Origin of the sequence: Phocaeicola vulgatus ATCC 8482 (genome assembly GCF_000012825.1) — a bacterium.
GTDB lineage: Bacteria > Bacteroidota > Bacteroidia > Bacteroidales > Bacteroidaceae > Phocaeicola > Phocaeicola vulgatus.
The window spans coordinates 385,864-406,934 of record NC_009614.1; the positions used below are offsets into that span (position 1 = coordinate 385,864).

The following is a 21,071-nucleotide window of genomic DNA, read 5'->3' on the forward strand; positions in this document are numbered from 1 at the left end:
GCTTGTTCTTATTAAAGAGCACCTACTTCATGCAAAGCAGCGTTAGTCTTGCGAACAGCAGCAGCACTTGCAGCAAATTTAGCTTTTTCTTCTTCGTTCAAAGGCAATTCAACGATCTTTTCAATACCGTTCTTACCCAAGATTACAGGCACACCACAGCAAATATCTGATTCACCGTATTCACCTTCCAAATAAACTGAACAAGGAACCATCTTACCCTGGTTGTGGATGATAGATTCAACAACAAATGCACCAGCTGCACCCGGAGCATACCATGCAGAAGTACCCAGCAACTTAGTCAGAGTAGCACCGCCTACCATAGTAGCAGCAGCAACTTCCTGCAATTTTTCTTCAGACAAGAAGTTAGAAACAGGCATACCTTTGTAAGTAGCAAAACGAGTCAAAGGAATCATAGTAGTATCACCGTGACCACCGATAACCATACCTTCCACTTCATTAGCGTTGCAACCCAAGGCTTGAGACAAGAAATATTTGAAACGTGAGCTATCCAAAGCACCACCCATACCGATGATTCTATTCTTAGGCAAGCCCAAAGCTTTCAATGACAAATAAGTCATAGTATCCATCGGGTTAGAGATAACTACGATGATAGCATTAGGAGAGTACTTTAAGATATTCTGAGCAACTGACTTAACGATGCCTGCATTAACACCGATCAGTTCTTCACGGGTCATACCCGGCTTACGGGGAATACCTGAAGTGATAACCACAACGTCAGAGTTAGCTGTTTTTTCATAATCGTTAGTGCAACCTACAATGTTTGTGTCGAAGCCCAACAACTGAGCTGTCTGCATCATATCCATTGCCTTACCTTCTGATACGCCTTCTTTAACGTCCAGCATTACTACTTCGTCTGCTACTTCGTTAAAAGCAAGAACATTTGCACATGTAGCACCTACGTTACCTGCGCCTACTACGGTTACTTTTGACATAATCTCTATATTTTGTTTAAAGTTGATAATAAAATCGCCTTCTTAAAAGCACCGCAAAGTTACAATGATATTCCGAATTAAAGAAAAATTTCCATAATATTTTTCGAGCAGTCTACATAAATTATTGTACTTTTGTCCAAAATTCAATGTAACACTATGGATAAGAGCAAAAAACTGATTATTGTCATTATTCTGCTGGTTGTGATTATCGGCGGAGTTTCTTTTTATGCTTTTCATCAAGCAAAAGAGAATAAGGAAATGAGCGAACTCTTCGCTGTGGAAAAACTGGAAATGGAAAACGAATATACCACTTTCGCCACCCAATATGATGAACTTCAGATACAGATAAACAATGATTCCTTGCGCGAAAAGCTGGAGAGTGAGAAGCTGAAAACACAGCGGCTGCTAGAAGAATTACGACAAGTAAAGACCAGTAACGCAGCTGAGATCATGCGTTTGAAGAAAGAACTGAAAACAGTACGTGCCGTACTACGCACCTATGTTATCCAAATAGATTCACTGAACAAACTCAACCAAGCACTAGCTGAAGAAAACCAAGAAGTAAAACAAAAATATACGCAGGCAACCCGTCAAATCAATAATTTATCGCAAGAGAAAAAAAATCTGAATGAAAAGGTCACCTTGGCAGCCCAATTGGATGCCACAGGAATTAGCGTAGAGCCTAGAAATAAACGTGGTAAAACAGCCAAGAAAGTAAAAGATGTGAAAAAGATAGCCATCTCGTTCACCATTGTCAAGAATATTACCGCCAAAACAGGTGAACGTACTTTATATATACGTATTGCCAAACCAGACAATGACATACTAACCAAAAACGCTTCAAACACATTCCCATACGAAAACCGTAATTTGGTTTATTCCATCAAGAAATACATAGAATACACCGGAGAAGAACAAAATGTAACCGTATATTGGGACGTAGAGGAATATTTGCCTGCCGGAACTTATCATGTTTATATTTTCGCTGATGGAACCATGATAGGACAACAAGCTTTCAGCATGAAATAACAAGGAACATTCTCTCCTTCAATATATTTAATAAAAAAACAGCCGGTTGGAAACAAACCGGCTGTTTTTTTCTCCACCAAGCAAAAGCAGTAAATATACAGATTGCAGAATTATAAAAATATTTTAAAATAACATCCAGAATATGGCTTTCTTGAAGATTTGTCTTATTTTTGTTGCATAAACAACTTAAAAAACAACAAAACAAGAACACTATAATGAAAAAGATTGCAGCTTTTATCCTATTTATCGGTGTTTTAGATAGTATTTCAGCCCAAAGCACACTCACCTTAGATAGTTGTCGTGCTTTAGCATTATCCAACAATAAAGAGTTGCGCATTTCAGCTGAAAAGATAACAGCTGCACATTATGAAAAGAAAGCGGCTTTTACCAATTATCTTCCTAAGATTGCGGCTATAGGAACCTATATGCGCACTCAGAAAGAAATCTCTTTATTAAGTGACGAACAAAAGGGAGCTATCAGTCAGATAGGGACTACCGCCCAAGGCTCCATACAGGAAACTTTCCAACAACTGGCAGCTTCCAATCCCGAACTCGCACAAATACTGCAACCACTTGCTCCCCTCATCCCAGGTATTGGAAATGCACTGAACAAGGTAGGACAAGGTTTGGTAGATGCGCTGCGCACCGACACACGCAATATGTATGCAGGAGCTGTGACCCTTACCCAACCCATCTTCATGGGAGGAAAAATCGTTGCCTACAATAAAATCACCAAATACGCTGAACAACTGGCCGAATCACAGCACGCCACCGGTATGCAGGATATCATTTTGAGTACAGACCAAGCTTACTGGCAAGTCATCTCACTGATAAACAAGAAAAAACTAGCCCAAAGCTATCTGCAACTGGTCAGCCAACTGGACAGTGATGTAGATAAAATGATAACCGAAGGTGTCGCCACCAAAGCCGACGGACTAAGTGTAAAAGTAAAAGTGAATGAAGCCGAAATGAAGCTCACACAAATAGACAACGGATTAAGCCTATCTAAAATGGTACTATGCCAATTATGCGGTCTGCCTTTAAATGATGAAATACGTTTAGCAGATGAAGACGTAGAAAGCTTAAACTCTCCTTGAATATCATGTAGGTGATAATGTAGCCACCGCTTTGGCAAATCGCGAAGAATTACGAAGTTTGGATCTAGCTAATAAAATTTATGACCAAAAAGTCAATATCACCCGCGCGGGATTTCTTCCTACAGTGGCTCTGACCGCCAACTACATGGTAACCAATCCCTCATTGGTAAACGGCTTTGAACGCAAATTCCGCGGCATGTGGGCTGTTGGCGCTATGGTACAAATTCCAATATGGAACTGGGGCGAAGGAATGTATAAGGTAAAAGCTGCCAAAGCGGAAGCAAACATTGCCCGCTACCAACTGGCAGATGCAAAAGAAAAGGTAGAATTGCAGGTAAGCCAAGCCAGCTATAAAGTAAATGAAGCAGCCAAACGCCTGAGTATGGCTGAAAAAAATCTGGAAAAAGCAGACGAGAATCTGCGCTATGCCAAACTGGGATTCATGGAAGGAGTCATTCCTACCAGTAACGTATTGGAAGCGCAAACCGCTTGGTTATCTGCCCAGTCGGACAAAATAGACGCTCAGATTGATGTAAAACTGACTGAAGTCTATTTGCGCAAATCAATGGGAGTGCTTAAATAAAAATTAAAGATTAAAAACGAAAAGATATGGCAGAAAGATCACAACACAGCAATATTTTGCTGGCATTTATTTCACTGACAGCAGTCATTGTCATAGTGTCACTGATAGGTTTCTTTACACTGGGTAAAGGTCCGGAAATCATTCAGGGGCAAGCAGAAGCCGACGAATACCGTGTATCCAGCAAAGTGCCGGGACGCATTCTGGAATTTCGTGTAAAGGAAGGAGACAAAGTAAAAGCCGGTGACACACTGGCTATCCTTGAAGCCCCCGATGTAAAAGCCAAACTTTCTCAAGCACAAGCTGCCGAACAAGCAGCACAAGCCTTGAATGAAAAAGCACAACGAGGTACCCGCCAAGAGCAACTGCAAGCTGCCTACGAAATGTGGCAGAAAGCCAAAGCCGGAGTAGAAATTGCTGAAAAGTCATACAACCGTGTCAACCGGCTCTTTGAACAAGGCGTAATGTCCGCGCAAAAACGTGATGAAGCCAAAGCACAATTTGATGCCATGACCGCTACAGAAAAAGCAGCACGCTCCCAATACGAAATGGCAAAGAACGGTGCACAACGTGAAGACAAAGCAGCAGCCGCAGCCCAAGTAGAACGTGCCAAAGGTGCTGTAGCCGAAGTTTCCTCCTACATAGACGAAACGATACTGACCGCGTCAGCTGATGGAGAAGTGACCGAAATTTTTCCCAAAACAGGCGAACTGGTAGGTACCGGTGCCCCCATTATGAACGTGGCCCGCTTGAATGACATGTGGGTAACATTTAATGTACGCGAAGATTTCCTAAAAGACTTTACCATAGGAAATGAGATTAGCGCATTTATTCCTGCCTTTGACAAAGAAATAAAATTCAAGGTTACTTATATGAAAGATCTGGGTACATATGCTGCCTGGAAAGCAACCAAGACTACGGGACAATTCGACCTGAAGACCTTCGAGGTGAAAGCTGTTCCTGTAGAGAGAACAGACGGATTGCGTCCGGGAATGAGTGCCATCATCGAGAAATAACAAACAATGAACAATACTGTCCATAACCGTATATTCCGCATAGCCCGGCGTGAAGTGTTCCGCATCGCCACAAGACCGCTATATCTGTTCTGCATGATCATAGCTCCCTTGTTCTGTTATCTCTTCTTCACTACATTAATGTGGAACGGACTCCCTACGGATATGCCGGCAGGTGTGGTCGATTTGGACAACACAGCTACCACACGCAGCATCATCCGTAATCTGGACGCTTTTCAGCAGACTAAAATCATAGCACATTACCCCAGTTTCGCGGATGCTCGCAAAGCCATGCAGCAAGGAAAGATCTATGCTTTCTACTATATTCCAAAAGGAACTACCGAGAAGGCATTAGCAAGCCGTCAACCCAAGGTTTCCTTTTATACCAACTACTCCTATCTGGTAGCAGGTTCATTACTCTATAAAGACCAGCGCACCATGTCCGAGCTGGCGGGTGGAGCCATCGGCCGTGCCACCTTATATGCCAAAGGAGCTACAGAAGACCAGGCCATGGCATTCCTGCAGCCCATAGTCATCGACTCTCATGTATTAAACAACCCATGGCTCAATTACTCTGTATATTTGAGTAACACCATCATACCGGGTATCCTGATGCTGCTCATCTTTATGACCACCGTCTATACCATTGGAAGTGAAATGAAAACCAACACCCAAAAAGAATGGATGGACATGGCAGACAATTCCATCACCGTAGCCCTGACCGGCAAATTGCTGCCCCAGACTGTAGTTTTCTTTGTCATGGCCACCTTCTATAATGTTTATCTATACGGTTTCCTGCACTATCCCTGTAATAGCGGTATACTGCCCATGCTGTTTGCCGGTCTGTTACTAGTACTGGCTTCACAGGCTTTCGGAGTATTTCTGTTCGGATTGTTTACAACAGTCCGCTTGGCACTGAGCACCGCCTCCCTATGGGGGGTGATTTCTTTCTCCATATCGGGTATGAGTTTTCCGGTTATGGCAATGAATCCTGTATTACAGGCACTGGCCAATCTATTCCCGTTACGCCACTACTTCCTGATTTATGTAGATTTGGCACTTAACGGATATCCACTGATTTACGCATGGCATTCAGTAGTCGCGTTGATGTTATTCATACTGTTGCCTTTCTTTATACTGAAAAGACTGCGCACAGTACTATTACATTATGTATATATTCCCTAAAACGGCAAACAGGTATGAAAACATATAAACTCAAAGATATCATCTCACAAGGAACCAAGGACCTTTTCTACATCTGGTGGCAAGAGTTGAAAGCAGTTGTAAAGGATCAGGGTGTACTTATCTTCTTCATTCTGGTACCACTAGGCTATCCGCTTCTCTATACCTTTATATATACCAATGAAACAGTACGTGAAGTCCCTGCTGCTGTAGTAGATAACAACCGTTCCAGCCTCAGCCGTGAATACCTGCGTCTGGTAGATGCAGGTGCCGACTTGGAAATAGTATCTCATTGCAGTGATATGGAAGAAGCAAAAACTTTATTGAAGAACGGCAAAGTGTATGGCATCATCTATATTCCTGAAAGCTTCAGCCGCGACATTACTAAAGGAGTTCAAACCCATGTCACCATCTACTGTGACATGAGCGGTATGCTATACTACAAAGCCATGCTGACAGCCAACACCAATGCCTCGCTGGTAATGAACAAACAGATAAAGATAGAACGCTCCGGCAACACAACCATCCGACAAGATGAAGTGAGCACGTCTCCCATAGCGTATGAGGATATTTCCATTTTCAATCCGCAGAACGGTTTTGCCAGCTTCCTGATACCCGCCGTACTGATACTGATTATCCAACAAACTTTACTGCTAGGAGTAGGTCTATCTGCCGGAACTGCTCGTGAGAACAACCGTTTTCGAGACCTTATCCCCATGAGCCGCCATTATCATGGCACGCTGCGCATTGTTTTAGGCAAATCACTGACTTACCTTATGATATATGCTGTCATGGCTACCTATATGCTCTGCCTTGTTCCCAAAATGTTCAGCCTGGTACAAATAGCTCAAGCCGGAACCCTAGCGGCATTCATGTTTCCCTATATACTGGCATGCATCTTTTTCGCGATGACTTGTTCTATCTTTATTCACCATCGGGAAGCCTGTATGATGATTTATGTATTTACCTCAGTACCGTTGCTATTTATCTCAGGCATTTCGTGGCCAGGTACTGCCATTCCTAAATTCTGGGAGGTGGTTTCGTGGCTGTTCCCTTCCACTTTCGGCATCAACGGCTTTGTACGCATCAACAATATGGGAGCCACACTGACCGATGTGCTGACAGAGTACCGGGTATTGTGGATACAAACAGGTGTTTATTTCCTTACCACCTGCATCGTATACCGTCGTCAGATTACCTTAAGCCGCAGACATGTATACGAAAGATTAAAAGAGATTAAGAAAAGACGCAGAACAAATGTCGTCTGAATTTGTTTATAAATTAAGAACTAAATGAATTATTTATGATGAAAAAACTTTTTATTCTGGCATGCGTATGCCTGCTGATTACTTCATGTAACAGCAACTCCAAAAACACTAACGATTCTGCAACCTCCACCGAAACAACGGATATGCACAATGCAGAAAACTCATTGGATTATGACGGTACTTACACCGGAACTTTTCCGGCTGCCGACTGTCCGGGTATCAACATGACCCTGACTATTAAAAAAGACAAGACTTTTGAGTTGATATCAGAATATATTGACCGGCAGGATGCTACTTTCAAAGAATATGGAACTTACTCTGTTGAAGGTAATATCATAACTTTAATTAATGGAGAGGATAAGCAATATTATAAAGTCGGTGAGAATACCCTGACCGCTCTCAATCAAGACAAACAGGCAATAACAGGAGAGTTAGCAGACCATTATATTCTACACAAAAAATAAACTTTACTTCATCTGTCATTTTCATGCCAAAGTGAAGGGTCCGCTTCAATCTATCACAGCCGGATTCTTCACTTTGTTTTTTTATCTGCCCACAATCTGTATTCACACTAATTAACTCCCATTCCTTTTGCTTATTACGATTTTTTCGTAGATTTGCGAAAACATCGTAATCAATTCATTTTCTTATGGAAAAGCTAACGATACAAGAAGAAGAAGTGATGCTTCATATTTGGAGCATGGGAGAATGTTTCGTGAAAGACATAGTTGCTAAATTTCCCGAACCCAAGCCGCCTTATACTACGGTGGCATCCATAGTGAACAACCTGAAAAGAAAAGGGTACGTTACGGCCAAACGATTCGGCAACACTTATCAATACACCCCAGTGGTTAAACAAAGCGAATACAAACGCACATTTGTAAGTGGTGTGGTCCGGAACTATTTTGCTGACTCATACAAGGAAATGGTATCTTTCTTCGCCAAAGAGCAAAAAATCTCCGCAGCCGACTTGAAAGACATTATCAACTTGATAGAGAAAGAAGAAGATAAATAATCCTGCTAAATTCACAAATACTATGATAACTACAGCACCCGAACTCATCTACATGCTGAAAGTAAATATAGGCATCGCCTTATTCTATGCTTTCTACAAGCTGTTCTGCTGTCGCGACACTTTCTTCCAGTGGCGTCGTATCGCACTGCTGAGTTTTCTTGCCCTCTCTTTTCTTTATCCGCTGATGGATATGCAAGCATGGGTGAAAGAACAACCTGCCATCAATGAACTGGCAGATTACTACGCACTGATGATGCTGACAGAAACAAATACTTCCACTGCCACAGTAGTCACAGCTCCTGTTGCTATTCCCACACCCGACCTGCTTGATATAATAAAGTTCGTCTATTGGATTGGAATCCTTTTATTATCCGCACGATTTATGATCCAACTAAGCAGTATTTTCCGCCTTGTCTTAAAAAGCAAGAGTATAAATGTAGACCAAATATCCATACGCAGTCTATCAGAACCTGCCAATCCATTCTCTTTCTGGCAATGGATTTTCATCTATCTGCCCGGACTGAAAGAAGATGAAAAACAAGAAATCCTGACGCACGAACAGACCCACGTCCGCCAATGGCATTCCATAGATGTCATTATCAGTGAAATAGTAAATATCATTTGCTGGATGAATCCTTTTGCATGGCTGCTGAAAACAGAGATCAGACTCAATTTGGAATACCTTGCCGATCATAAAGTAATGGAATCCGGCACAAATAAGAAAGCATATCAATATCACCTTTTGGGATTAGCCAACCAAAACAGACAAACCGGTTTATATAATAATTTCAACTTATCACACTTAAAAAACAGAATTAAAATGATGAACAAAAAAAGAACCCGCACCACAGGGCATATCAAATATGCCTTGTTTGCACCGCTGACTGCTGCTCTACTCTTGGTCAGCAACATTGAAACCGTGGCACGGACAGCCGAAAGGTTAATCTATTCCACGGAAGAAAGCACCCCACGCCCCGAAAGGGAAGAAGTGGCATCTTTTGTCAACACAACAGTACAAGGTCTGGTGACTTTCACTATTACCGTAACCAATAGTGAAGGTAAGCCTCAGCCTAATATTACTCTGCAAATCAAACCGGGTAATGAAGTAAAAACTTTCAAGACCAATGCAGAAGGAAAGGCTACCATAGAAGTGGATATGACGACTCCCAAGTATGTTTCCCTAGACGTTTCCTCTCCTAAAAGTTCCAAACACCAATCACTTCTACTTTCAGCAAACAAACCGAATGTCACTGCCATTTTCGATACCGATGATGATATTGCCGCCTACATCAAAGCCGGCAAACAAATACGGATCAAGTTACAAATATCCAATAATGATAACCAACAACTTGCAGGAGTAGAACTTATTTCTTCTTCAACAAATGCCAAAGCCACGACAAACGCTCACGGAGAAGCTCAGTTAACAGTAGGAGTAGGCGAAACCATTGCCATTAACCATAAAGGTTATCAAGAAGGAAAATTCACGGTAAAAGAACTCTGCCCCATCAAAGATATGGAAAATCCGGAACTGGTGAGATTACTTCTTGTCGGAGAAGACCCCGTATACCAGATAGCAGACAATATGCCTGAATTCCCCGGAGGTATGATAGCCTGCTTGCAATATTTGGCACGCAACATAAAATATCCCGTAACAGCGCAAAAGGAAGGAGCACAAGGTAAAGTAATCGTACAGATGGTTATTGAAAAAGATGGTTCGGTAGACCATGTAAGCATAGTACGCAGCATTACCCCCGAACTGGATGCTGAAGCAGCACGGGTTGTAAAATCCATGCCAAAATGGAAGCCGGCAACTGTAAAAGACAAAGCAGTACGTTGCAGATACACTGTTCCTGTAACTTTCAAACTGCAATAAAGAGCATAAAAACAGAAAAGAGGCTGTTCCGAACAGTCTCTTTTCATCTTAAAAATATATTCCTAAATCATTTCTTCATCTCCACAATGTGTGTCGGTGCCTGTTCCTCATTACGCTTCTCAGTCTGCTTCACAACATTTTCAGCTAACTCTATAAATGCACGCCCGGTAATGCTGTCCTCATTCAAAGCAGCCGGAGTTCCTTTATCACCATTTTCACAGATACTCTGCACAATAGGAATTTGTCCCAACAAAGGCACATTCATTTCCTCTGCCAGCTGTTTGCAACCCTCCTTTCCGAAAAGGTAATACTTATTTTCAGGAAGTTCCGCAGGAGTAAACCATGACATATTCTCCACCAATCCCAAAATAGGAACATTTACTTTATCATTGGTATACATATTGATTCCCTTGCGCGCATCAGCCAAAGCCACCTGCTGAGGTGTACTGACGATTACAGCTCCCGTAATAGCCAAAGTCTGCACCAAAGTCAGATGAATATCACTGGTGCCCGGAGGCGTATCCAATATGAAATAATCCAGTTCTCCCCATGCGGCATCTCCAATCAGTTGTTTCAAAGCATTACTAGCCATCCCTCCACGCCATAAAGTAGCTTGATCAGGGTCGACAAAGAAACCGATAGAAAGCAACTTGATACCATATTTTTCAATCGGCACAATCAAATCACGACCGTCAATCTGCTCAGCATAAGGACGGGCATCTTCCACCTGGAACATTTTAGGCACAGAAGGACCGAAAATATCAGCATCCAGCAAACCTACTTTATATCCCAGTTTAGCTAAGGCCACAGCTAGATTGGCCGCCACAGTAGACTTGCCCACCCCGCCTTTTCCGGATGAAACAGCAATGACATTTTTTACCAATGGAAGCAGCTTACCCGGTTCGGGACGCGCCGCCTGACGGCTCTCTGTCACAATAGCTACCTGTACATCAGGTGAAACATAAGTATGAATAGCTGTTTCGGCAGCCTTTATCATAGATTTCATAAACGGATCGGTCGGTTTCTCAAAAATCAACGAAAAGCTTACCGACATACCGTCAATGCGAAGATTATCGGCAACCATCTCCGCTTCCACCAAATTCTTTCCCGTTCCGGGATAACGCACTGTTGCCAAGGCGTCCAAAATCAATTTCGGATATAAAGTCATCATTCTGTTATTATTTACTTGTTTTCAACCCGCTTCGTTTACTGCGGTTGTAACTGCGATACTCATCCAATTCTATTTCCACATCGGGTTCATGCAACTCCTTCTCTTGCGGCAGACGGAACTTCATATATTTTATATTCAAACCACGATCCAACCATTGTTGTTCATAATAGGTACGGATGCCTAGTATGTCATCCACCAAACCGGAATGATACAAATCTTCGGTCATAAACTCTACCGGCAATTTGTTTTCCTCTACCATATAGCGGGTGTAAGTAAACATAAAATTACTGTCGGTCTTCAAATGAATCAGTCCGTCCGGCTTCAAAAACTTACGATAACGTTCCATAAAGTATGTGGAAGTAAGACGTTTAGTCGCTTTCTTCATCTGCGGATCAGAGAAAGTCAGCCATATCTCACTCACCTCACCCGGAGCAAAAAAACGGTCGATGATTTCGATATTGGTACGCAAAAAAGCCACATTCGTCATGCCATCTTTCAGCGCTTCCGTCGCACCGGTCCACATACGGGCCCCTTTTATATCTACACCGATAAAATTTTTATCGGAATACATACGACCCAGCCCTACGGTATATTCACCTCGTCCGCATCCCAGTTCCAGAACTATCGGATTATCGTTCTTAAAAAAGTCACGGTTCCAATTCCCCTTCATATCGAACGTAACGTTATCGGCCACCGAATAAGGGTATTCAAACACGTGCGGATACTCCCGCATATCAGCAAATTTCTCCAGTTTTCCTTTTCCCATGAAAATTAGTCTATCATTAATTTGTTTCCACAGGCAAAGGTAGGAATATCCTGTGAAAGAGAAAAAAAATAGACCCGCAATTCACTTGCAGGTCTATTTTTCTTATCTTTCTATTTTCTATATTATTCAGAAATTGCCTCAACGGACTCTCCCAATTCTTTCTTCAGATCTTCATAGAAAGCAGCATGTGATGCTTCTACATAAGGAGCCAGGAACAAGAAACCGATCCCCAAAGTAAAACAGCACAAAATAGCCCAACCAATGAAGCTCAAATCCAACAAGAACATCTTCATCTTATGACCGGACATCATCGCCATACTTTTCTCTATGGCAGCATCGTACTGCAACTCCGGATAATCTTTCAGAATAAAGAGCGTCATGGCATATGAATAGGACTTCATGATGCCCGGAATGACAAGCAGCAACGTCCACAGGAACGTATAGACTGTAGTCAGCAGCATTGTACCCAATATCCGTCCATAGTCTTTAAACCCATCGAAAAGACGGGCAAAATCCAGCTTTATTCCACGAATCACATCCAAAAAAAGGACGGTATAGCCGAAGCCCAATGGCAAAAGCAACAAAGCGATGAGACTAAAGGAAGACGAAGCCACCGACTCCATAATACGATAGGGCAGCGTAGGGGCATTCATCACCAGTCCATAGACCAAGGTAATAACCGCACCCAGTCCCCAATTACCGGTCAACGCATCGATTGCCCGATTCTTCAATTCTGAATTTGTTTTCATAAGAATCTATTTTTCTATTAGTCTAAAATTGTCACCCAATTATGTGTATCAGGTTCATCACCATACTGGATAGCACGCAGTTTGTTATACAATTTTGTACAAACAGGACCCGGCTTTCCATCTTTAGAGATAATGTACGATTTCTTGTTTTCCAAATCATCAATACGCTGGATAGGACTGATAACAGCCGCCGTACCGCAAGCCCCCGCTTCCTCGAAGGTTTCCAGTTCTTCTTCAGGAACCGGACGACATTCTACCTTTATACCCAAATCCTCGGCCAGCTGCATCAAACTCTTATTCGTTATAGAAGGCAGAATAGAAGATGATTTTGGTGTAATGTAAGTATTATTTTTGATGCCGAAGAAATTAGCCGCACCACACTCGTCAATGTACTTCTTTTCCTTGGCGTCTAGATAGAACTCGCAGGAATATCCCAAATCATGGGCTTTCTTATTGGCACGCAGGCTGGCAGCATAGTTGCCGCCCACCTTAAAGCGTCCGGTTCCATAAGGTGCGGCACGGTCGAACTCACGGATAATAACATAAGGATTAGTAGAAAAACCACCTTTGAAATAAGGACCTACCGGAGTTACGAATACCACAAACAGATATTCATTGGCAGGGTGAACCCCCACCTGAGCACCTGTACCAATCAGTAACGGACGAATATAAAGAGCCGCACCACTTTCGTATGGAGGAATGAAACGCTCGTTGGCTTTCACCACCTTCTTTATAGCGGCCACAAACTTTTCTGTAGGAAGTTCCGGCATCAGAATACCGTCACAAGTACTTTGCAAACGTTCCGCATTGGCTTCAGGACGGAAAATACGGATTTTACCGTCTTTTCCACGATAAGCCTTCAACCCTTCAAACGCTTCTTGCCCATAGTGCAGACAAGTGGCGGCCATGTGAATATTCAACGTTTCTTCCGAACAAAGTTCCAACTCTCCCCATGCACCGTCACGATAGTAGCAACGTACATTATAGTCTGTCTTCATATAGCCGAAGGACAGATTTGCCCAATCAATCTCTTTCATAGTGTATCTTAATTATGTTATTATTTACGAATGAGAGCAAAATTACGTTTTATATTTGCAAATTCCAATCAAAACAGCTTTTTTATTTATAGCTTTTATAATTTGCCAATATGTCAATGTGCTAAGGTACAAATATGCCATGCAGAATATAGCGCAGCCAATTGGCACATTAGCATATTGTCACATTGAAACATTATTATCCAACATTTTCTTTATCTCCTCATCGGCTTTATAAAGTTTATCCCGGCAAAACTTGATTAATTCCTGTGCCTCTTTCAGGTTCACACCTAAACTGTCTATGTCCAACTCATTACTGTCTATGCGTGATACGATTTCTTCCAGACGTTTCATAGCCTGTTCATAGGTTTGTTTCTTTGCTGCCATACTTCGTTTTATTTTTTAGTTACTATACTCTTTATTTCTCCTTTGGCAAAACGGGTGGTAAGTTCATCACCCGGCTGCAATACAGAAGCATCGATCACCGCCTTGCCATTTTTCAGCGTGATACTATATCCCCTTTTCAACAAATTTTCGGGAGATGCCGCCTTCAATTCCTGCTCCAAAAGTTGGAGCCGATGCTTTTCCTTTACCAGACGACGCTGTGAAACGATGCCCAACCGAGTTTCCATCATTTTTAAACAATGGGTTTCTTTTGTCAGACGGGATTGCAGGCCTACTTCCAAATGTTTCATGATTCGTTCCTGGCGATAATGTTCCTCTTTCAGCCTCATCCGCGTCTGCATGGGAATACGTTCTACCATCCGGTTCAGCCGAGTATTTTCCCGTTCCATACGGGTAGAGATAGTATGAAGTACAGCCGATGCATAATCTTCAAGAACCTTGGCAGTGTCGTGCAAATGATTTATAAGATACTCGGCAGCAGCAGTAGGTGTCTTGACACGAGTATGAGAAACACAGTCCAACACCGTATCGTCACGCTCATGCCCTATACCGGTTATAATAGGTATAGGAAACTGAGCACAATTAGCCGCCAACTCATATGTATCGAACCCCGAAAGGTCGGACGTGGCGCCTCCGCCACGGATAATAACCACGACATCCCAATCATCACGACAGGCATGGATAGCATCCAATGCGGTAATGACAGATTGTTCTACCCGTTCCCCCTGCATAATAGCAGGAAACAAACGCGGATAAAAGACAAAACCATAGGGATTCTGTTCCAGTTGATTACAAAAATCACCATAACCGGCAGCCGTAGCCGAGGAAATAACGGCTATGCGTTGCGCCAGCAAAGGAATCTCCAGTTCCTTATTCAAAGTCAGCACACCTTCTTCTTCCAATTGCTTCAAGATTTCGCGACGGCGACGCGCCATATCCCCCAATGTATAAGTAGGATCTATATCCTGCACAGTAAGCGAGTAACCATACAATTCATGAAACTCCACAGCCACTTTCACCATCACTTTAATACCTGCAACAAAAGCCTGCCCGGTTTCCTCTTCAAAATAAGGCTTCAGCAGACGGTAGACATTGCTCCAAATAGTCCCCCTTGCCTTAGCTATCAGATTATTCCCCCGTGGCTCTTTCTGTACAAATTCCAAATAGCAATGACCGGAATAATTGGAACGTACATCACTCAGCTCTGCCTGAACCCAATAAGTATCGGGCAGACAAGCATGAATGCTACGCTTAACCAACGCATTCAGTTCATATAAAGAAAGAGGATGTTCTTCCATTATTTTTTCTTCTCTAATTCTATTTGACAAGCTTTCCAGATATCAGGCACACCATAACCGTAAATATTATCCGGATACTCTTTACGGTCTCCTGCATTCCGCACTGCCTCCACCACCTGCTTGGCAGTAAGCCAGGGACAAGCCTGCCAGAAACAGGCTACCAACCCGCACAATGTAGGCGATGCGAAAGAAGTACCATTGGCATGAGAAACCGTTCCATCATTACCCGCTACGGCCGAAGCAACTCCCACCGCCATCACATCCGGTTTTACACGGCCATCTGTAGTATTTCCTACAGAAGAGAAATCAGCATTAACCAGATTCCGGTCCGCCGCCCCCACTGTAATAACATTTTCCGCATCTCCCGGAGGTGTGATTTTTTTCCATGTGCCACGCCCCGAATTTCCGGCACTGCATACCAACACCAATCCTTTATCGGCAGCCAAAGAAGCGGAATGAGACATCAATGAATAATGCCCGTCCAAATCACGGTACCGGTAATTCATGGTCGTATCATCAAACTCATAATATCCCAATGAAGTGTTAACCACATCCACTCCCACACTATCGGCAAATTCCAAAGCTTCCGCCCAATAATCCTCTTCCACAGGCTGTTCCGTATCATCATCCTCACTACGGAGAAGCCAATATGAAGCTTCGGGAGCCGTGCCGACCAATACATTCGGCTTATTGGCAGCCATACAAGACAACACTTTCATGCCGTGATAGTTCTCGGCATAAATATCCGAGTGAGAATTTACAAAATCGCGTGTTCCCAACAAGTCCATTCCTTTGAAAACACTGATTTCATCAGCATTATAAAAACCGGCATCAATGACCGCTATCTGCATCCCCTTCCCACGAAAACCTGCAGCGTGAAGACTGTCCCCGTGATGAACAGCAATCTGCCGCCACGCATCCCCATAATAGTTATTACTCTTTGTCACCCTATTGGTCACCTCTTTTTTACGGTTGGCATTGCGGGCAGGAATACTGTCGGGAGCTGTCCACACTTTCCGGACAGCTGTCACAAAAGGCAATGCCGCCACTTTATCAATAACCGACGTGTCGGATACCTGCACTACCACTGTATTGTTCCATTTACTTTTGGATACAAGCTGTGCTCCTTTTCCAACCAGCATATCTATATAGCTCCGGCACACAGGAATATCTGTAGAATCAACGGGCAATCCCTGTTTCATGCGACGCTCCAAAGCACGTTCGGACAAATAAGCCGAAGGCTTGTCCAATGCATAGGTTGTTTCCGCCTTATCGCGAAAGTTTACACGATACTTATACGTTTTTACTTGTGCCGACATTTGTAAGGTGCATGCCAATAGCAAGCAGCCCACTATTCCTTTTTGACTATTCATTAATTCTATTCCGTTTATTTTTTTAAATGCAAAGATAAACAAACTTTTCCCTCACACTCATTTTTTGTGTACCTTTGCAGCCGAATTCAGGTTAAACAGGTAAAAAGACAGAAAATAAAGTATGGCAAAAACAGGAACCCCCACAGAATTGGGAACACAACCAATCGGAAAATTACTTTTACAATATGCAATACCCGCCATTATCGCTATGACGGCATCTTCCCTATACAATATGGTAGACAGCATCTTCATCGGTCACGGTGTAGGCCCTTTGGCTATTTCAGGACTGGCTATCACCTTCCCGCTGATGAATCTGGCGGCTGCATTCGGTTCACTGGTCGGTGTGGGTGCCTCCACATTAGTTTCCGTAAAATTAGGACAGAAAGATTATGCTACCGCCCAAAACATTTTGGGTAACGTAGTTACGCTGAACTTTATTATAGGTATAGGATTCAGTATATTAACCTTGCTTTTCCTTGATCCTATTCTCTACTTCTTCGGGGCAAGCCCGGATACCATCTCCTATGCACGAGACTACATGGTCATTATCCTGCTAGGCAATGTTATAACCCACATGTATTTGGGACTGAATGCCTTACTACGCGCTTCGGGGCATCCACAAAAAGCAATGACAGCCACCATCACCACAGTAATTATCAATACCATCCTTGACCCTATCTTTATCTATCTATTCCATTGGGGTATCCAGGGTGCCGCCATTGCCACCATTCTGGCCCAAATCATCTCACTGGTGTGGCAATTCAAGACCTTCACCAACAAGAACGAGTTGCTTCATCTCCGCCGAGGCATTTACAAACTGCGCGGTACAATCGTAAAAAACACCATCGCTATCGGTATGTCTCCGTTCCTGATGAATCTGGCAGCATGCTTCATTGTAATTTTCATTAACAAAGGTTTGAAAGAATATGATGGCGATCTGGCTATTGGCGCATTTGGTATTGTAAACCGGATTGTTTTCCTGTTCGTCATGATTGTGATGGGGCTGAATCAAGGAATGCAACCCATAGCCGGTTATAACTTTGGCGCCCAACAATATCATCGTGTAAACCAGGTATTAAAACTTACCATTTATGGCGCCACCGCTGTTACAACAACCGGTTTTCTAGTAGGTGAACTGATGCCCGAATTGGCCGTATCCGCTTTTACCACTCATGAGGGACTGATACAGCTATCAGCTACCGGCTTACGCATTGTAGTCATATTTTTTCCCATTATCGGGTTTCAGATGGTAACGTCCAATTTTTTTCAAAGTATCGGCATGGCCGGTAAAGCCATCTTCCTGTCATTAACCCGACAATTATTATTCTTGCTTCCCAGCATCATCCTGCTCCCTCTTTGCTGGGGATCAGCAGGAATTTGGTGGAGTATGCCAATATCAGACTTGGCGGCAAGTGTTGTCGCAGGAATCATGCTTTACCGCCAGTTCAAGATTTTTAAGACCCACGGTAACAAATTAAAAGTTGAAAATTAAGAATTAAAAATTAGTTTCCTTATATTTGCCCACATAATCAATAGACAACGACTATGAACGAGCATTATGTTATCAACCTAGGACGCCAACTAGGCAGTGGAGGAAAAGAGATAGGCGAAAAACTGGCCCAAGAGTTTGGTATCGCCTTTTACGATAAAGAATTAATCAAACTAGCTTCGGAAGAGAGCGGCCTATGCAAGGAATTCTTTGAAAAAGCAGATGAAAAAGCTTCTCAAAGCATTATCGGCGGTCTGTTCGGAACACGTTTTCCTTTTATCAGCGACGGAGCCATTCCCTATGGCAGTTGTCTGAGCAATGACGCTTTGTTCAAAATACAAAGCGACGTAATACGTGAACTGGCTGAAAAACAATCGTGTCTGTTTGTCGGCAGATGTGCCGACTACATTTTGCGTGACCATCCCCGTTGCGTTAATATATTCGTTTCTGCTTCCAAAGAAGCACGCATCGAAAGATTGATGCATATCCATCATATTTCTACAGAAGCCGCTGAAGAATTGATGGAAAAAGCAGATAAAAAACGGTCGGCTTACTATAATTATTATAGTTACAAAACGTGGGGAGCTGCCGAAACTTATCACTTATGCATTGATTCGTCCGTATTGGGGATTGATGGAACAGTACAATTCATCAAACAGTTTGTAAAATTAAAGTTAGGATTTTAACTACTTTAAAAATGGTATACAGACAATTCAAAGGGTTACCCCAGCTATAATGAAGGGACATGCCTGATTTTTTATTCCGTATTTAAAATAATTCAGGCACATCCCTTTATATTATACCATGGCAGGATAAATCAGAAAACATCAATCTTCAAACTTTTCCTATAAAATCAACCAATTCATTCACTTACGCAACATATCCCATAAGATTCCTATCGCCAATAATATAGAAATGATTACTATGAGCAGTTTCAAATATGCAGGGCTAATAATTAGCATAATTATCAGTCTGATATCCTGTACACACAACAAGAACTACCCCACAGCCTTCCAACCCGAATTGGCAAAGGCAGAAGCAATGATGTACAGATATCCCGACAGCGCACTGCATATATTACAGGGCATACAACCTGACATTCCTTCTGAAAATGAACAATATGCCACATGGGCATTATTGATGACACAAGCTCAATATAAAAACCAAATTGAACAATCCGATTCTTTAATAAATATCGCTTACTCTTATTTCACCAAACATGATAATGCACAAAGAAAGGCATTGGCGCTATATTATAAAGGTATCTTGCGCCATGAAAGTCATCATGCCGAAGATGCATTGTCATTTTATCTAGAAGCAGCGACTGAAATAGAGAAAACAAATGATTATCAATTAGGCTTTCTTATCAATTCAGAGGTAGGACTAATGTATCTGTATCGAAAACTAAATGATTATGCTATGGAATATTTTGAAAAAGCACATCATAATGCCGAACTATCCGACAACCAAACATACATAGCTTTCTCTTTCATATATATCGCCAGAGCATTTTCACAGAAAAAACAATATAATAAAGCGATAGAATATTATGAAAAAGCTATAAAAATAGGACAAGTGAATAACTATCCTACCATATTGGCAAGCGCCATGAACGAAACCAGTTTTTTATTTCTTAAAACAGGAGAAAATAAAAAGGCTCTTCAGTATGCAAAAGATTGTATTAAAATAAAAAAGACTGATCAAAGAATATTTTCATTGGGAGATACTTATCGCTATTTAAAAATGTACGATTCTGCATATTTTTACCTAAACCAAGCTTGCCTGTCACCTAATATCCATACAGCCCGTAGCGCCTATCAAGCACTATATTATATTAGTCAAGAAGAAAAAGATTACAAAAAGGCAGTAGAATACAGTAATAAGCTATGGTTCTATCAAGATTCAATAGGTAAAACAGATCGCAATAAAGCATTAATAGAGATGCAAGAAAAATATGATCAGCAAAAAATAATCAATGAAAATAATCTGTCACAAATAAAGAAAGACCGGATCATACGCAATGTGCTCATTGCCTTAATCATTTTGTCTTTCATCATAGCAATAACAAACTATCTATACCAACGAAAAATAGTTTCTCAAAAACAAGAGATATCGGAGAAAGAAGAAAAAATTCGTTATTTCACTATGAAAATACATGAAAATGAGACATTGATAAACCGCAACAAAATGCGGATAGAAGAACTTACGATCCAAATGGAAGGAAGCCTAGAGATAAAAGAACAATGGAAAGAACAAAATAAAATACGACAAGAAATACAACAACAGAATGAAACGCTGAAACTGGAGAACAATAACCTGCAAAATCATATAAGCAATTATGCCCAGTCATTAAAAGAAAAATCGAAAGAACTGGAAGCTATGGAACATCTATCAAAAGAAAACCAGTATCTACATAAACGCGAGGCTTTTTTATGTAACCAACTCATTAAGCAGACAGAATTATTCAATAAGCTAAAAACAACAAAGTATATAGACAACAAACTATGGCAAGAAATAAAAGAAAAAATAGATTTATTATTCGATAACTATACTAAAAGACTATGTCATCAGATACCTTCCTTAACAGACGGTGATATACAAATATGCTGTTTGATAAAACTACGGTTCAGCAACGGTGACATCGCCAATATGTTAGCCATCTCGCCCACATCTGTGTCCAAAAGAAAATTAAGATTAAAAGAACGCATCGTACAAGAAATAGGTTCATTAGGCGAAAATCAAAGCCTTGATTTATGGCTTATGGAATACTAAAAAT

Annotated in this window: 18 protein-coding genes and 1 pseudogene; 11 read left to right on the top strand and 8 right to left on the bottom strand. The window is 41.9% G+C overall.

Features of this window, described 5'->3' with window-relative positions; genetic code table 11:
* Nucleotides 1–11: 11 nt before the first annotated feature.
* Nucleotides 12–953 carry a malate dehydrogenase gene (gene mdh / locus BVU_RS01300; RefSeq protein ID WP_005845592.1) on the bottom strand — a complete coding sequence of 314 codons (942 nt, stop codon included), beginning with the start codon at nucleotides 951–953 and terminating at the stop codon, nucleotides 12–14.
* A 156-nt stretch (nucleotides 954–1,109) separates the two neighbouring features.
* Here mdh and BVU_RS01305 point away from each other — a divergent pair, with 156 nt between their 5' ends.
* From BVU_RS01305 to BVU_RS01340, 8 genes and pseudogenes are all read left to right on the top strand, one after another.
* Nucleotides 1,110–1,982, top strand: coding sequence for a hypothetical protein (locus BVU_RS01305; RefSeq protein WP_005845594.1), 873 nt, complete (start codon nucleotides 1,110–1,112; stop codon nucleotides 1,980–1,982).
* A 215-nt stretch (nucleotides 1,983–2,197) separates the two neighbouring features.
* Nucleotides 2,198–3,662 (top strand): annotated as a pseudogene (locus BVU_RS01310) (TolC family protein).
* Between the two features lie 26 nt (nucleotides 3,663–3,688).
* The gene (locus tag BVU_RS01315; protein WP_011964679.1) at nucleotides 3,689–4,675 is read left to right on the top strand and encodes an HlyD family secretion protein; all 987 of its coding nucleotides are present in this window, start codon (nucleotides 3,689–3,691) and stop codon (nucleotides 4,673–4,675) included.
* A gap of 6 nt (nucleotides 4,676–4,681) precedes the next feature.
* Nucleotides 4,682–5,857, top strand: a complete 1,176-nt coding sequence (locus tag BVU_RS01320) for an ABC transporter permease (RefSeq protein ID WP_011964680.1) — start codon at nucleotides 4,682–4,684, stop codon at nucleotides 5,855–5,857.
* Nucleotides 5,858–5,871: 14 nt separating this feature from the next.
* A complete protein-coding gene (locus BVU_RS01325) occupies nucleotides 5,872–7,122 on the top strand; it encodes an ABC transporter permease (protein WP_005853065.1) in 1,251 nt (416 codons plus the stop codon).
* A gap of 38 nt (nucleotides 7,123–7,160) precedes the next feature.
* Nucleotides 7,161–7,586, top strand: coding sequence for a copper resistance protein NlpE (locus tag BVU_RS01330; RefSeq protein ID WP_171030623.1), 426 nt, complete (start codon nucleotides 7,161–7,163; stop codon nucleotides 7,584–7,586).
* A 185-nt stretch (nucleotides 7,587–7,771) separates the two neighbouring features.
* Entirely contained in the window at nucleotides 7,772–8,137 is a 366-nt protein-coding gene (locus tag BVU_RS01335) for a BlaI/MecI/CopY family transcriptional regulator (protein WP_005845609.1), read from the top strand.
* Between the two features lie 22 nt (nucleotides 8,138–8,159).
* Nucleotides 8,160–10,010, top strand: a complete 1,851-nt coding sequence (locus BVU_RS01340; protein ID WP_008667799.1) for a M56 family metallopeptidase — start codon at nucleotides 8,160–8,162, stop codon at nucleotides 10,008–10,010.
* 67 nt (nucleotides 10,011–10,077) lie between these two features.
* Here the strand turns inward: BVU_RS01340 and BVU_RS01345 are convergent, their stop codons facing one another.
* The 7 genes from BVU_RS01345 to BVU_RS01375 all read right to left on the bottom strand — a co-directional run bounded on the left by BVU_RS01345 (nucleotide 10,078) and on the right by BVU_RS01375 (nucleotide 16,806).
* Complete coding sequence (locus tag BVU_RS01345) at nucleotides 10,078–11,178, bottom strand: Mrp/NBP35 family ATP-binding protein (protein ID WP_011964682.1); 1,101 nt, start codon at nucleotides 11,176–11,178, stop codon at nucleotides 10,078–10,080.
* 10 nt (nucleotides 11,179–11,188) lie between these two features.
* Nucleotides 11,189–11,947, bottom strand: a complete 759-nt coding sequence (gene trmB, locus BVU_RS01350; protein WP_005845616.1) for a tRNA (guanosine(46)-N7)-methyltransferase TrmB — start codon at nucleotides 11,945–11,947, stop codon at nucleotides 11,189–11,191.
* Between the two features lie 122 nt (nucleotides 11,948–12,069).
* A complete protein-coding gene (locus tag BVU_RS01355) occupies nucleotides 12,070–12,696 on the bottom strand; it encodes a DUF975 family protein (protein WP_005845619.1) in 627 nt (208 codons plus the stop codon).
* A gap of 17 nt (nucleotides 12,697–12,713) precedes the next feature.
* The gene (locus tag BVU_RS01360; protein WP_005845621.1) at nucleotides 12,714–13,733 is read right to left on the bottom strand and encodes a branched-chain amino acid aminotransferase; all 1,020 of its coding nucleotides are present in this window, start codon (nucleotides 13,731–13,733) and stop codon (nucleotides 12,714–12,716) included.
* Between the two features lie 180 nt (nucleotides 13,734–13,913).
* The gene (xseB, locus tag BVU_RS01365) at nucleotides 13,914–14,117 is read right to left on the bottom strand and encodes an exodeoxyribonuclease VII small subunit (RefSeq protein WP_005845622.1); all 204 of its coding nucleotides are present in this window, start codon (nucleotides 14,115–14,117) and stop codon (nucleotides 13,914–13,916) included.
* A gap of 8 nt (nucleotides 14,118–14,125) precedes the next feature.
* Complete coding sequence (gene xseA, locus BVU_RS01370) at nucleotides 14,126–15,433, bottom strand: exodeoxyribonuclease VII large subunit (protein ID WP_005845625.1); 1,308 nt, start codon at nucleotides 15,431–15,433, stop codon at nucleotides 14,126–14,128.
* Nucleotides 15,433–16,806 (bottom strand): S8 family peptidase, encoded by a 1,374-nt coding sequence (locus BVU_RS01375; protein ID WP_005853060.1) that lies wholly within the window; start codon nucleotides 16,804–16,806, stop codon nucleotides 15,433–15,435. Before BVU_RS01375 ends, xseA begins: the two co-directional genes overlap by 1 nt.
* Nucleotides 16,807–16,927: 121 nt before the next feature.
* Here BVU_RS01375 and BVU_RS01380 point away from each other — a divergent pair, with 121 nt between their 5' ends.
* The 3 genes from BVU_RS01380 to BVU_RS01390 all read left to right on the top strand — a co-directional run bounded on the left by BVU_RS01380 (nucleotide 16,928) and on the right by BVU_RS01390 (nucleotide 21,067).
* A complete protein-coding gene (locus BVU_RS01380; RefSeq protein ID WP_005845631.1) occupies nucleotides 16,928–18,298 on the top strand; it encodes an MATE family efflux transporter in 1,371 nt (456 codons plus the stop codon).
* A gap of 53 nt (nucleotides 18,299–18,351) precedes the next feature.
* The gene (locus BVU_RS01385; protein ID WP_005845633.1) at nucleotides 18,352–18,981 is read left to right on the top strand and encodes an AAA family ATPase; all 630 of its coding nucleotides are present in this window, start codon (nucleotides 18,352–18,354) and stop codon (nucleotides 18,979–18,981) included.
* A gap of 229 nt (nucleotides 18,982–19,210) precedes the next feature.
* Nucleotides 19,211–21,067: a tetratricopeptide repeat protein gene (locus BVU_RS01390; protein WP_005853058.1), complete on the top strand. Its 1,857-nt coding sequence runs from the start codon at nucleotides 19,211–19,213 to the stop codon at nucleotides 21,065–21,067.
* The last annotated feature ends 4 nt before the right edge of the window (nucleotides 21,068–21,071 follow it).

Excerpts from the sequence above, each read along its gene's own strand:
- BVU_RS01325 (WP_005853065.1), top strand. The coding sequence starts at position 5,872 with ATGAAAACATATAAACTCAAAGATATCATCTCACAAGGAACCAAGGAC.
- xseB (WP_005845622.1), bottom strand. The coding sequence starts at position 14,117 with ATGGCAGCAAAGAAACAAACCTATGAACAGGCTATGAAACGTCTGGAA.
- BVU_RS01355 (WP_005845619.1), bottom strand. The coding sequence starts at position 12,696 with ATGAAAACAAATTCAGAATTGAAGAATCGGGCAATCGATGCGTTGACC.
- BVU_RS01330 (WP_171030623.1), top strand. The coding sequence starts at position 7,161 with ATGAAAAAACTTTTTATTCTGGCATGCGTATGCCTGCTGATTACTTCA.
- BVU_RS01380 (WP_005845631.1), top strand. The coding sequence starts at position 16,928 with ATGGCAAAAACAGGAACCCCCACAGAATTGGGAACACAACCAATCGGA.
- BVU_RS01315 (WP_011964679.1), top strand. The coding sequence starts at position 3,689 with ATGGCAGAAAGATCACAACACAGCAATATTTTGCTGGCATTTATTTCA.
- BVU_RS01320 (WP_011964680.1), top strand. The coding sequence starts at position 4,682 with ATGAACAATACTGTCCATAACCGTATATTCCGCATAGCCCGGCGTGAA.
- BVU_RS01390 (WP_005853058.1), top strand. The coding sequence starts at position 19,211 with ATGATTACTATGAGCAGTTTCAAATATGCAGGGCTAATAATTAGCATA.
- BVU_RS01335 (WP_005845609.1), top strand. The coding sequence starts at position 7,772 with ATGGAAAAGCTAACGATACAAGAAGAAGAAGTGATGCTTCATATTTGG.
- BVU_RS01340 (WP_008667799.1), top strand. The coding sequence starts at position 8,160 with ATGATAACTACAGCACCCGAACTCATCTACATGCTGAAAGTAAATATA.
- BVU_RS01345 (WP_011964682.1), bottom strand. The coding sequence starts at position 11,178 with ATGACTTTATATCCGAAATTGATTTTGGACGCCTTGGCAACAGTGCGT.
- BVU_RS01360 (WP_005845621.1), bottom strand. The coding sequence starts at position 13,733 with ATGAAAGAGATTGATTGGGCAAATCTGTCCTTCGGCTATATGAAGACA.
- BVU_RS01305 (WP_005845594.1), top strand. The coding sequence starts at position 1,110 with ATGGATAAGAGCAAAAAACTGATTATTGTCATTATTCTGCTGGTTGTG.
- BVU_RS01385 (WP_005845633.1), top strand. The coding sequence starts at position 18,352 with ATGAACGAGCATTATGTTATCAACCTAGGACGCCAACTAGGCAGTGGA.
- BVU_RS01375 (WP_005853060.1), bottom strand. The coding sequence starts at position 16,806 with ATGAATAGTCAAAAAGGAATAGTGGGCTGCTTGCTATTGGCATGCACC.
- trmB (WP_005845616.1), bottom strand. The coding sequence starts at position 11,947 with ATGGGAAAAGGAAAACTGGAGAAATTTGCTGATATGCGGGAGTATCCG.
- mdh (WP_005845592.1), bottom strand. The coding sequence starts at position 953 with ATGTCAAAAGTAACCGTAGTAGGCGCAGGTAACGTAGGTGCTACATGT.
- xseA (WP_005845625.1), bottom strand. The coding sequence starts at position 15,433 with ATGGAAGAACATCCTCTTTCTTTATATGAACTGAATGCGTTGGTTAAG.